The organism is Brevundimonas sp. (assembly GCF_051858995.1).
GTDB lineage: Bacteria > Pseudomonadota > Alphaproteobacteria > Caulobacterales > Caulobacteraceae > Brevundimonas.
This window is the reverse complement of sequence record NZ_JBHYGN010000008.1, coordinates 47,833-59,289: the sequence shown is the minus strand read 5'-3', so window position 1 is coordinate 59,289 and position 11,457 is coordinate 47,833. Positions and strand designations below refer to the sequence as shown.

The 11,457-nt window shown below is 62.5% G+C and carries 10 protein-coding genes; 4 read left to right on the top strand and 6 right to left on the bottom strand.

Annotation, left to right across the window (positions count from 1 at the left end):
• Position 1: 1 nt before the first annotated feature.
• The 4 genes from ACTIEF_RS07845 to hxsA all read left to right on the top strand — a co-directional run bounded on the left by ACTIEF_RS07845 (position 2) and on the right by hxsA (position 4,815).
• Positions 2 to 892, top strand: a complete 891-nt coding sequence (locus ACTIEF_RS07845; protein ID WP_439471574.1) for a plasmid partitioning protein RepB C-terminal domain-containing protein — start codon at positions 2 to 4, stop codon at positions 890 to 892.
• Positions 893 to 1,250: 358 nt separating this feature from the next.
• Positions 1,251 to 2,696, top strand: coding sequence for a His-Xaa-Ser system radical SAM maturase HxsB (gene hxsB / locus ACTIEF_RS07840; protein ID WP_439471573.1), 1,446 nt, complete (start codon positions 1,251 to 1,253; stop codon positions 2,694 to 2,696).
• A complete protein-coding gene (hxsC, locus tag ACTIEF_RS07835) occupies positions 2,693 to 3,847 on the top strand; it encodes a His-Xaa-Ser system radical SAM maturase HxsC (protein ID WP_439471572.1) in 1,155 nt (384 codons plus the stop codon). The genes hxsB and hxsC overlap by 4 nt, the downstream gene beginning before the upstream one ends.
• A complete protein-coding gene (hxsA, locus tag ACTIEF_RS07830; RefSeq protein WP_439471571.1) occupies positions 3,763 to 4,815 on the top strand; it encodes a His-Xaa-Ser repeat protein HxsA in 1,053 nt (350 codons plus the stop codon). Before hxsC ends, hxsA begins: the two co-directional genes overlap by 85 nt.
• Before the next feature lie 52 nt (positions 4,816 to 4,867).
• Here the strand turns inward: hxsA and ACTIEF_RS07825 are convergent, their stop codons facing one another.
• The 6 genes from ACTIEF_RS07825 to ACTIEF_RS07800 are packed head-to-tail and all read right to left on the bottom strand — an operon-like array spanning position 4,868 to position 11,435.
• A complete protein-coding gene (locus tag ACTIEF_RS07825) occupies positions 4,868 to 5,188 on the bottom strand; it encodes a nucleotidyltransferase family protein (RefSeq protein WP_439471570.1) in 321 nt (106 codons plus the stop codon).
• Positions 5,185 to 5,616, bottom strand: a complete 432-nt coding sequence (locus tag ACTIEF_RS07820; RefSeq protein WP_439471569.1) for a hypothetical protein — start codon at positions 5,614 to 5,616, stop codon at positions 5,185 to 5,187. The genes ACTIEF_RS07825 and ACTIEF_RS07820 overlap by 4 nt, the downstream gene beginning before the upstream one ends.
• Positions 5,617 to 5,631: 15 nt before the next feature.
• Positions 5,632 to 7,542 carry a hypothetical protein gene (locus ACTIEF_RS07815; RefSeq protein WP_439471568.1) on the bottom strand — a complete coding sequence of 637 codons (1,911 nt, stop codon included), beginning with the start codon at positions 7,540 to 7,542 and terminating at the stop codon, positions 5,632 to 5,634.
• Positions 7,535 to 8,467 (bottom strand): TniB family NTP-binding protein, encoded by a 933-nt coding sequence (locus tag ACTIEF_RS07810; RefSeq protein ID WP_439471567.1) that lies wholly within the window; start codon positions 8,465 to 8,467, stop codon positions 7,535 to 7,537. Before ACTIEF_RS07810 ends, ACTIEF_RS07815 begins: the two co-directional genes overlap by 8 nt.
• Complete coding sequence (locus tag ACTIEF_RS07805) at positions 8,464 to 10,635, bottom strand: Mu transposase C-terminal domain-containing protein (protein ID WP_439471566.1); 2,172 nt, start codon at positions 10,633 to 10,635, stop codon at positions 8,464 to 8,466. Before ACTIEF_RS07805 ends, ACTIEF_RS07810 begins: the two co-directional genes overlap by 4 nt.
• The gene (locus tag ACTIEF_RS07800; protein ID WP_439471565.1) at positions 10,632 to 11,435 is read right to left on the bottom strand and encodes a TnsA endonuclease N-terminal domain-containing protein; all 804 of its coding nucleotides are present in this window, start codon (positions 11,433 to 11,435) and stop codon (positions 10,632 to 10,634) included. The genes ACTIEF_RS07805 and ACTIEF_RS07800 overlap by 4 nt, the downstream gene beginning before the upstream one ends.
• Positions 11,436 to 11,457: the final 22 nt, after the last annotated feature.

The window sequence follows — 11,457 nt, the reverse complement described above, 5'->3', positions numbered from 1 at the left end:
AATGGACCGGGTCAAAGTCGCCTTCGAACCGACGATCCGGCTTCTCGCGCTGGATCAGATCCTACCCTCGAAAATGCTCTCGGCGGCTGTGATCGAGTCTGCCAAGTACAAGCGCATCGCTGCCTCGTTGGCTGAGGTAGGCCTAGTCGAACCGTTGGTGATCGGGCCGATGAAGGTGGGCGACGCCTATCCGCTCCTGGACGGCCATGTGCGGCTGAGCATCCTGAAGGAGCAGGGCGTAGAGAATGCACGCTGTCTGGTTTCTTCCGACGACGAAGGGTTCACCTACAACAAGCGGGTCAACCGGCTGGCCACGATCCAGGAGCACTACATGATCGTCCGCGCCATTGAGCGCGGGGTGTCCGAAGACAAGCTGGCTAAGGCCCTCAACGCGGACATCGCCGCGATCCGCCGTAGACGTCACCTGCTCAACGGCATCAACGACGACGTCGCCGAACTCCTGAAGGACAAGCCGGTCGGTATCCACGCCTTCCAGAAGCTACGCCAGATGAAGCCGATCCGGCAGCTGGAGGTCGCGGAGCTGATGGTGTCCGCGAACAACTACAGCGCCAGCTATGCCCGGGCGCTACTCATGACCACAAAGCCCGCTGATCTGGTGAAGCCGGAGTCCAAGGTGAAAGCCGGTCTGAATGGCGAGCAGATCGAGAAGCTGGAGCGCGAGCTTACTGCGGTGTCCCACGATTATCGCGAGCTGGAGACATCCTTTGGCGATGATACCCTCGTGCTGGTCATCGCCGCAGGCTTTCTGGAGCGCATCCTCGGCCGGCCTACAATCGAGGCCTATCTGACGGATGCGCACCCCGAGATGCTGCAAACATTCAGGTCTGTCGTGGCTGCCGCTTCGCTCGACCAAACGGCACAGGCGGCCTGACGAAGTGGATATGGGGACCGGGACCCAATAAGCGCCGGGACCGTCGGAGAAGCCGTCGTGTGGGGCGGATCAAGGACGGTGGCGGGAATGACGGCGATCCCGTTCGGAGCCCGCCAGGCTGGCCGACATCTGGTCCGCCGAAGCCGACGGCCGGAGATCGAGCGCGAGCGCCGCTCTCTCCGGCTGGCGGCAACTTTAAGGACGCGGTGAACGGAGCCGCTCCTCCGGCCGATCGAGTCCGCACAGCCCGGGCTTTCAAGCATGCGCAGTCGGTTCGCGGCTGCAGAGCTCCTCACGGGAATGCTTGCATGCGGAAGATAAAAGGTCTTTCCTCTCAACCGTTGCGGGAGGGGGCTCATTGCGACGATCTACTGATCTTGATCCGGCAGGCCAACGCGTTCTGCTCAGCAACGACCTCGGCGACTATGCCGTGCTCGACCGGCCGACCCATGAGGCGACCCTCGCCGGCAATATCGATCCGTCCCACCCCCGGTACCGCGATCTTGAAGCTCGGAGCTTGCTGGAAGACCTCCCGCTCAGCCAACGCCATGACCTGGAAAAAGCGGCTTACGCTACACGGAAGGCGTTCGCTCTTGAGGGGCCATCCCTCCACATTTTCGTGGTGACCCTACGCTGCGACCATAGTTGCCAGTACTGCCAAGTGTCCCGAGCGGCGGTTAACGCGCAGGGCTTCGATATGTCGCCCCGCAATGCGGCCGACGCGGTGGAGCGCGTGTTTGAGTCGCCATCGGACAATCTGACCATCGAATTTCAAGGTGGGGAGCCGGCGCTCCGGTTCGACTTGGTGCGGGAGATTGTCGGACTCGCCTTGGCTCGGAATAGCGAGGCGCAGAAGCGACTGACGTTCTCGATGGTGTCGACGCTGCACCATCTGACAGACGCGGACTTGGAATTCTGCCGGGACCACAATATCCGCTTGTCGACGTCAATCGACGGCCCGGCCGACCTGCATGACGGCCATCGCCCCAATCCGACGCGTGACAGTTGGGCCCGAACGATAGCGGCGCTGCGCCGAGCCCAGGCGATCATGGGAGAGGACGCTGTCAGTGCGCTGCCAACCCTGACGCGGCGGGCTCTCGCAGACCCGCGGCGGCTGATCGACCACTATCGAGACCTCGGTTTCCCGTCGATTTTTCTGCGGCCCATCAGCCCCTACGGGTTTGCCCGGAAAACGCGTCGGGCGATCGGTTATGAGATGGGCGAGTTCCTGACCTTCTACGAACAGGCGCTGGATTACATTCTGGAGCTGAACACTAGCGGGGAGCCGTTCGAGGAAACCTACGCCTCAATCTTGCTTCGCCACATCCTGACGCCTTTCCATTCCGGCTACGTCGATCTGCGTTCCCCGGCCGGAGCAGGGTTGGGCGTGCTGGTCTACAACTACGATGGCCAGGTCTATCCGGCTGATGAGGCCCGCATGGCGGCCGAAACCGGCGACACGCGCTTCTCAATGGGGCACGTCAGCAGACCATTCTCCGAACTTATGAGCTCACCTGCGATGCAGTGGCTGGCGGCCGGCTCCGTCGCCGAGGTCCTTCCCGGCTGTTCGACCTGCGCGTTTGTCCCGTTCTGCGGCGCTGACCCGGTTTATCACGCTACTGTCCAAGGAGATCCGATCGGAGATCGGGAGACGAGCGACTTCTGCCTCAAACACAAGTCGCTGTTCACGCTGCTGTTCAATCGGCTGGCGGATGCTGACCAAGACACCCTCTCAACCTTCACAGCCTGGGCGTTCCGCAAGCCCCGTGGGGGCCTCGTGCGGCCGGGGCACGTCGATCGATGAGTTTGCCGCTGCATACCCATGCGACCGTGATGGGCGTCGAGGCGGTCGGCCTGTACAAGGTGCTCACCCGGGACGAGGCGGCCGCCTCCGCCTTGCCTGCCGCGGCCATCCTCGTTTGGGAATGCGCGCTGGATGGGTTTGCAGGCGTGGTCTCAGAACACCCCCTTCTCCACGCCGACGGCATTTCCATTAGCGCCGCCCGTGACGCCCGAGTGATCCAGCCCGGGGACGTGGTCCGACTGCGACCTGGATCTTCGATGGTCTCGGTGCTGTATCGGCGAGGGTCAGGCGCCAACACCCTGTTCGTGACCGAACGATGCAACAGCCGCTGTCTGATGTGCTCGCAGCCGCCCCGCGACGAGGACGACAGCTGGCGAATAGACGAGCTCTTGGCGCTCATCCCGCTCGTCGATCCTGACGAGGTTCAGCTCGGCGTCAGCGGCGGAGAGCCGACCCTGCTCGGGGCCGACCTTGGATTGCTGATCGACGCCTGTTCATCATCCCTTCCCGAAACGTCCTTGCACATTCTGACGAATGGCCGGGCCTTTCGTGACCCGTCCCTCGCGCGCGAACTCGCAGGCCGGCACCGGGACCGAATGACCTGGGCGGTCCCGCTGTATGCCGATCACGCCCAGCTCCACGACGTTGTGGTGGATGCCGAAGGCGCCTTCGACGAGACCCTCCAAGGGCTTTACGAGATCGGACGCCTCGGCGCTCAGGTAGAGATACGGGTCGTGCTCCACCGCATGACCGTAGACCGTCTGCCGGAACTGGCGTCCTTCATTTACCGTCGCCTTCCGTTCGTCAGTCATGTCGCCCTGATGGGCCTGGAGCCGATGGGGTTCGCCAAGATGAACCGGGACCGGCTCTGGATAGACCCAGTCGACTACGTTGAGCCCCTCGCCGAAGCCGTATTCCATCTCGCGCATCGGGGCCTGCCGGTATCGATCTACAACCTTCCCCTCTGCGTTCTGCCTGACACCCTCTGGCCCTACGCGCGTCAGTCGATCTCCGACTGGAAGAACATGTTCGTTCCCGAATGTGACGGGTGCGAGCTGACGGCCTCATGCAGCGGCTTTTTTGCTTCTGCCGGGCCTGCCTGGCGCAGCCGCGCCATACATCCCCTCAAAGCCTTGGAGGCGGTCGCATGAGCTGGTCTACGGTCCTTTCGTTGCTCCTCGGGAGCGCCAATCCCTTCGCCGCCGGCGAACCCGCGCTCGTTGTCACTCCTACTGATCCGGGTTTCGACAAAGACCCTGCCGAGGCCAGCCGGACCGTAGCGTACTGGCGCGACCCTGCTCAGAAGGACCGGCTTCTTCAGCTGGCCCAACACCGCAGCCACTCCAGCCATCGTAGCCACAGCTCGCACCGGTCTCATTACTCAGGAAGCGGCGGATATCGTGCGCCGCGGGCAGCCCCCGCGCCGAGGATCTACACCCCGCCTCCGCCCCCGGTTCGCTCCTCGCCTTCGCCGGCTCCGGCGCCACAGCCGGTTCGCCCGTTCGTCTCGCCTTCCACCTCGGTACCGAGCGACTCCGTCGGAAGCCGCGCTTTCACTCAGGCAGAAATCCGAGACATCGTCCGCCGCGTGCAGAGCGCCCTGACCATTCGGGGCTACGATACCCGCGGTGTTGATGGACAACTCGGTCCGAACACCCAGTCAGCCTTGCGGCGCTTCCAAACTGCGCGCGGCCTTCGGGTGACAGGTTATCTTGATCTCGAAACCTTGGATGCTCTGGACGTCACCGGCGCTACGCCCTCGCTCGGGGCTCTGGCCGCTCCGGCACCAGCGTCAGCGCCTGAGGTCGCTGCGCCGGCTGTCACGCCTGTGTTGCCCGCGTCCCCCCTGTGGCTTGACCAACCCACACCAGCAGATCTCCGGCGGCTTCGTCCCCGCACCGCGCCACGGTCACGAGAAGGATGGGCTATGGTCAAATGTCAGGTGCTTGAGGATGGCACCCTGGGTAGCTGTGAGGCCTTGTCAGAGACACCGCCCGGTTACCGCTATGGCCAAGCCGCAGTGCGCGCCTCTGCGCTCTACCGAATGTCGGTGGAAGGCGCTTATCGAGCGTATATCGGCCGCGAAATCGAGCTGACGATCAACTGGGCAGCCGAATAGTCGGGGGCGAAGCACTTCATGGCGGAAGCTGGGATACCGCTAGCTTTTGGTCTCAGAGTAACCGCCGCAGATCGGGGGTAATTCGCTGCCTTAGGTTCTCCGAAATGCCTGACAGCAGGAGAACATCGACCCCGCAATCCAAAAGCTCTTGGAAGCTCACCGAGACCCAGCCCAGATCCCAGGCGTCGAAATCTTCGTGACCGGGCGAGATTTCGACGGCGAGATCGATGTCAGAATCCGGCCCGTCTTCGCCTCGTGCGACCGAGCCGAAGACGTAAACGGCTATCACGCCCCGCACACGCAGCTCATCCTCCAGTTCCTGCGCCGCCGACTGGAGTTTCTCAAAGCGACCGAACCCACACCTGATGGTCATGCGGCACGCGCCCGGTGTTCAGACCTTAAGGCGCTCAAAACGCGCTCAAGCTCACATCGCAGATAGAACCCCCGACCAAGCCCCGGCTCGATTGGGTAGGTCTCGACAAGGCACCATAGGCCGCGAGGCTCGACCTCAAGCCTCGCCGCCGCTTCGCGCGTACTCATCCATTGGCTGCCAAAAGCCTCGACCTCTGCGCGGTCGTAGTTTGTCGGCAAAATCCATTTCTGAGGCGTCAGCAGCTCGCGTTCCCGCAGCCACGACAACTCCACGGCGGAGCAGTTCAGATAATCGACCACCTCGCCTGGCGTCATGACAGGCGGCGCAGCGCTCGTCCTGGCGGCATAGTCGAATGCCAAGGGGACTGAGATCGCGGCCCGCCGGCAACGAACTCGAGGGCTGACAGGCGCGCCATTGAGATAGTTCATGTCTTTTCCAGCCATCTAGCTCCACCACGTGGGGTTGAGCGCTTCAAGGCGAAGCAGGCGCTCAAGCGAAGCGCGGTCGTGAAAGCCCTGTCCAATCGATGGGACGTCTCCATACGCTTCTAGAAGGAGCCAGAGATCTTTCGGGAGAGCCCCCAGGCGAGCGGCGGCCTCGCGCGAACTCATGAACCGGCGCCCCAAGGCTTCAACGGCATCCCTCAGATAGCGAGTGCGTTCGGTTCGGGGTTCCGGCTTGAGGTAGTCCCGCTGGCGCAGCCAGGACACGTCCTGCGCCGTGCAGTTGAGATAGGTCTCCACTTCGTGGGGTTCGAACCAATCGCGACCCTGATCGCCGTACTGACGCCGTTCGAAACGATAGGGCGATCTGCTTTCGGGTCCTCCCATAATGAGGGCGCGGGCCACCCGTTCGTCCATTGCGAGCTGCGACCTGTTACCGGCGTCGATCCATCTCAATCCTCCAGGCAGCGAACCTTTCAGGCCTAGCGTCAGAACCGGCGCCCAAGGCTTGTCTCGCCCACCCACGCCTCGAAAGATCGCAGATAGCGGCGCGTAGCCAGCTAGCTCATTCACCGGCAGAGTCTCGAGCGCCTTCACGAAGGCCTCTGCTTCGTCTCGCCTTAGGGATCTGGACCCATAAGCCAGGCGAACAACCGGATCGGAATCGTGCGACAGCCATCCGAGCGCAAGCAGTTGCTCAATGGCGATCGCAGGAAGTCTCGTCGCGGCGACAAACTGCTCCCAAGGCATTGAAGCTCTAAGAGATGCTCGGAGAGCTCCCACCCTATCGCGGTGATACATTTCTTTGGTCTGGCAAGTGGTCGGTTGGACGGGTTGGAGCAATCCCGCCTCGGCGAGTTTGCGGACCCTCTCCAGGCTCAAACCGGTTACCCGGCCGACGCCCGCCGCATTCATTTGGTCCGCTTTGCACACAAAGCTCCCGCGGCCCAACTGGGCTGTCGTTCGATGGTGTGTGATCAGACGCCGGATGTTTACGTTCACGATCGGCTCACCGTGATCTCGTCCAATCCTCATGAGATCGCCGAGAAGGGCCGGCTGAACGCGACGTTCCATGCCCCGATAGAGATCCCAGATTGATCGGGGATACTCCAACAACATGCGAACGCCGGCCGCGAGATCGCTGGCCTGCCAATCGGGGTTGAAGTTTCCGCCTGACCGCTCCAGCTGACAAGCATGTCCGAAGACTAACGCCATCTCGTAGGCGTCGGTCGCGGAGTTGATCTCGAAAAAGGTCGGGATCTCACTGAGGGCGCGCTCGCGCACTTTCTCGTCTTCGCTGAACAGCTGAAGAACCCAGGTGAGCGACGGGCGATCCGATCGAGCCACTTTGCGGGTCCGCCAGCCCGAAAGAGGCCAGCCGCAGTATGCGCAATGGTGAAGACTTTTCGCGCCCGGCCAAGTCAGCGGCCTGGAGCACTCCTTCAAGGGGCAGCGATCGACCAAAAGCTCCCAGCTATCCGGACAGAAGTTCAGATGGCGCACCATCCAAGTCGACCTGTCAGAGCGATCCAGAGGCAGGCTCGGCGGAAATCGACGGCGGGCCTGGTAGACGAGATAGGGTCGCAGATGGACCCCTCCCAGCCGGCGCTTGCCGCTCTCGGTGAGAGGCTCGCTTCCCCATAGGCGGGCGAGAACCTCCATCTCCACACCGAAAAGGGAAGCGACCTTGTCCAGGTTCTCGCTGAGCCGGGAGAGGTAGTCTCCTTTGATGCCCATATTGACGTCGATTTGGCTCAGGAACGCGCTTGGCTTTCCCAAGTGGTTCTCTTCCAAACAGCGCACGATGTAACCCAGCAGAGTTTCGTCCGGCTGGGGCGTGACGGGGAAGAGCAAGCCCTTCCCCGCCCCCGATCGCGTCGCCATGGGCGGCACGACCATTCCATCAGCCATTCAGCATCCTCGCGATCGGGTTGCGGCCGACGAAGTTGTGCTCGACAGCCCAACGATCGGCCGCCCAGGAGAGATCGCTCGGCTCCAGGCGATGCCCTCCATGCCGGATCGGCAGTTCGAGCGCGATCTGAAACAGGCGCGCGACCCGTCCCACCATTCCGCTCGATATCTCGAACAAGGGGGGGATGAGGCCCGCTTCCCCAAGGTTGGAAAGCTCCGGAAGAACATCCGTTTCGACCACGATGCGCTCCAGCTTCACAACGAAGCGGGAGAACAGTTCCTGATCGCGCGGGTCTCTCGCGCTCAGCGGATTCAGATCGCAGGGAGCGAGCAGCCGCCCATTGAGCTGGAGGTTCCTCTTGAACATCCCTTCCGCGTCCTCCGTGCCCAAAAAGACCATTGGGACGACACCGGCGTCCAGCATGCCCTTTAAGGTGTCCGTGACATCGCTCGTCGGCCCGCTTCGATAGTTCAGATGCTGCACCTCATCGACGATCAGCAACTCCGTTCCAAAGCGCTGGAAGCAGGCCAGCACGCGACGCTTGAGGACGAGTTCGTTGCCGTGTGACGAGTGCGGATCGCCGAAGAAGTCCAAGATGGAAGTCATGAGCTTCTTCGAGGTCGAGGCGCGCTCCAGGTTGATCTTCACGATGGGAATGAAGGTGGCCGTCCTGGGTCGATTTCGCTCGACCAAGGCCATATAGGCTTCGGCGGCCATACTCTTGCCGGAGCCGGACGGAGCGATAGCGCGCAAACCCATCTGCGGTTGGCCGACGGTCTTCCGGCCAAGCCTCTGCAGGTAGTCGCAGCGATCGTGGAACTCGACGTGTTTTGGATAGGGCACGAAGACCGATTTGAACCGCGCGATCTTCTCGGCGACCAAATCGTTCAGGTCTCCCCGGCTTTGGGTGTGATCGGTGCTCATTGGAACTCCTCCCACTGGGTGTCGTCGTCCTTGACGGCAGGCCATTCGACCGCAGTCGGCGGCTTGGACGGTTGAGCCTTGGGCCGGCTCGGCCTCCCGGCCGTTTTCCCCCTGCGGGGGCGCACCGGCTTGGCATGGCCGTCGGTGCGCTCGGGAGCCAACAACGCCGTCGGGATGACGGGAGCCATCCCATCATGTCGCGGCTCTGCGTAGGCGATGCGGATATGGTCGCCGGCGAGCGCTTCGACGCGCGGCGATGACAACAGGCGCGCCTGGGTTCGCTTGTTCCGAGTCAGAACTCGATCAGGCGTGAGCTTCTCGATCTCGCGCCTTAGTTCCAGACGACGCTTGCGCCGCGCTTCGGCCGACTTGTCCGCATCCTCGCGCCCCCATTCCTGAAGGCGTTCGTGCCGCCATTTGGACAGCCCTTGAGCATAGTCGGGATCGATGCTGGGCATCGTCTCGAAGACACCCCGCCTGTGGTTCCAGATGTGCACCTCCCCAAGGTTGGCGGGATTGTACTTCACCTTCACCTTGGCCCCGGCCGACCCCTTCCGACGTCCGTGGACAGGTTCTCTGCTGGCCAGTTGTTCAAGCAGCGGGCCCGTGATCGCGGGATCGTGGTATTGGATTCCGAACAGGGACACCCCCGATCGCGTGAGGGTCCGCTCTTCGTGCGCGCCGACCATTTTATCGAGTTGGCGATCGTCTCCGATAATTTGGACGCCCCGCTCCCGGACACCTCGCGACCACGCGTGCACAGGTGCGTCGCCGAGGGTCGTGTGCAGTTGCTGGTGATAGACGCCGATCGCGGAGATCAGCAGTTCCTCAGCTTGCTCCAGGGTGAGCACTGCATCCCTGCGCGGATCCAGCTCCCACGCCCTCAGTTGGTCGATCGAGAACGTGCCGCCGGGCAGCTTGCGGTGAAGAAGGGTGTTCAGGGTTCCGAAGAACCGCTCCACGACGGCCTTGTAGGTCGGGGAACGGATAGGAGCCCAGCGGACGCTGGTGCCGATGTTCGTCATCGCGGATTCAAACGAGGTTCCGGTGAACTCCCACCCGTTGTCGACCACGATTTCGTCGAATTTCCCGAAGATGTCGGCCAACTCCGGACAGTCAGGGAACCGATCGCGCATATACGGTTTGGGCCGGTTGGCGCGCTTGATGCATTCGGTCACCGAATACAGGGATGGCGGCTCGAAGGTCAGGACCCAGCCGACGATGCAGCGGGAATGGATGTCGATCAGGATCGTCAGCCATGGCCGCCCCAAGAGCCGCCAGCCGCCGACATTCAGGGCCACGAAATAGTCGGCCCGGGTGTGATCCATCGCCGCCAGGAGCAACGGGCGATGCGAGACCAAACCCGGCCTACAGGCCTTGAAGCGCTGATCGGCTTCCTTCTTTCCGTATTTGGCGGCGACCGTTTCATAGCTCTCAGTCGCCCGGACATGCTGCCGGAACGTTTCTTTGGAGGGGATGGGAACGCACCGCCAGCGCCGCGATTTGAGCCAGGCGTTCAGGCCAGCCAGGTATTCGCAAAGATCGTCGTACGCGTCCCCGACCGTCTTCTTGTGATCCGCCCAGAAGCTCATGGCTTCCTCGTGCATCCGACGCCAAACCGATAGCGGCAGTCGTTTGCGGCGGGGCACCCTCCCCGACATCGAGACCATGATTTTGAGGACGCGCTCTCCCACGTCGCCGCGGAGTTTGAGCCAGCGCCGCACCGTCGAAGGGGAAGGCGGCTTCACACCGGCTAGATGGCGCGGCTTCGCCTCCCAGATCATACCCAGCGCCTTTCGGAGCCCCTGATCGCTTCGGGAGACATTCCCCATCCTGTCCAGCGACTTCAGCACGACCTGGCGTACGAGCGCTTTCGGGTCTCGTGCCTGGATCGTGTCGAAATCATCATCACGTTCGGCAGCGATCCGTTGGGCGCGGGATGGTGCGCCGCCTCGATCCAGACGACGAACAGCGCCTTGCGCGAACTGCGCCTTGAGCCAGTCCAGCGTCGGAGAAACATGCTCCCCGTTGTCGAGCGGGATCTGGAACGGCGCGCCTGTGCGTTCGGACCTGAACAGCAGGAAGCCGCTACCCATTAGCTGATCAAGAAAGTGGCGCTCGCCGGCGATCTCCCAGAGATCGCCGATGTTCAGTTGGATGTCGCTCATTGAAGGACCTCCGGCTGGTCGTCGACCAGCTCCACACGGGTTTCGTTGTTGAGAGGCGAAGCGAGGTCGAGCCGCACAATGCGGCCGACCATCATGGCTTTCAGCTTGGCGACGCCCAGGCTTCGTTCGCCCAGGTGCTCCGCCAATCGACCGAGCGCCATCGCGCCGTGACGGTCGAGTTGATCGACGACCCCGAAGACATCCGCGGAGGTGACTTCCGTGAACGCCCAGGACTGGATGTCGACGATCGACCGGTAGGTTTCTTCCGGTTCGAACAGGGCGGGCTTGAAGACCACCCTGAAACGCCATCCGATGCGATGGCAGATCAAGCGGACCGCTTCGAGCTTGAGTCGGTAGTCAGGGTCTTTCAGCGCGCGACGATCATTCTTGATCTCGACGACCTCGACCTCACCGCCCGCCAGCAGCCTAATGCAGTCGACGATGTAGGTTCGCTTCTGACCGTCTAGGATGAACTCGAAGCGGAACGGTTGGGCACGATAGTCCACGACGTCCGTATCGACCTCGGAATGCATGAAGAACGCGCGTTCGTTCATGCTTTCATACGGCAGCGCCCGCCCAGCCTTGCGGCTGGCGTACGCGCCCGTCGTCGTCAGCCGTCGGCCGGTGACGATCGTCCGGATGGGTCCGCCCGAGGGCGTCAGCACCAAGGTGGCTGTCGCAGACAGACTTTCCCAAGACAACGGGTCGTCTGCTTCGTGCGCGGGGGCTCGTACAGCCGCGTCCAATGCCGTGATCGACGGGAAAGCGGCCAAGCGGAAGGCTTGATGGAGATGATCCATCTTGATCTCCTCTGATCTGAAG

What these genes read in the sequence shown, in the direction of transcription:
- ACTIEF_RS07815 (WP_439471568.1), bottom strand. Translation starts at nt 7,542, where the DNA reads ATGGCTGATGGAATGGTCGTGCCGCCCATGGCGACGCGATCGGGGGCG.
- ACTIEF_RS07845 (WP_439471574.1), top strand. Translation starts at nt 2, where the DNA reads ATGGACCGGGTCAAAGTCGCCTTCGAACCGACGATCCGGCTTCTCGCG.
- ACTIEF_RS07820 (WP_439471569.1), bottom strand. Translation starts at nt 5,616, where the DNA reads ATGAACTATCTCAATGGCGCGCCTGTCAGCCCTCGAGTTCGTTGCCGG.
- ACTIEF_RS07800 (WP_439471565.1), bottom strand. Translation starts at nt 11,435, where the DNA reads ATGGATCATCTCCATCAAGCCTTCCGCTTGGCCGCTTTCCCGTCGATC.
- ACTIEF_RS07805 (WP_439471566.1), bottom strand. Translation starts at nt 10,635, where the DNA reads ATGAGCGACATCCAACTGAACATCGGCGATCTCTGGGAGATCGCCGGC.
- hxsC (WP_439471572.1), top strand. Translation starts at nt 2,693, where the DNA reads ATGAGTTTGCCGCTGCATACCCATGCGACCGTGATGGGCGTCGAGGCG.
- ACTIEF_RS07810 (WP_439471567.1), bottom strand. Translation starts at nt 8,467, where the DNA reads ATGAGCACCGATCACACCCAAAGCCGGGGAGACCTGAACGATTTGGTC.
- hxsA (WP_439471571.1), top strand. Translation starts at nt 3,763, where the DNA reads ATGCAGCGGCTTTTTTGCTTCTGCCGGGCCTGCCTGGCGCAGCCGCGC.
- ACTIEF_RS07825 (WP_439471570.1), bottom strand. Translation starts at nt 5,188, where the DNA reads ATGACCATCAGGTGTGGGTTCGGTCGCTTTGAGAAACTCCAGTCGGCG.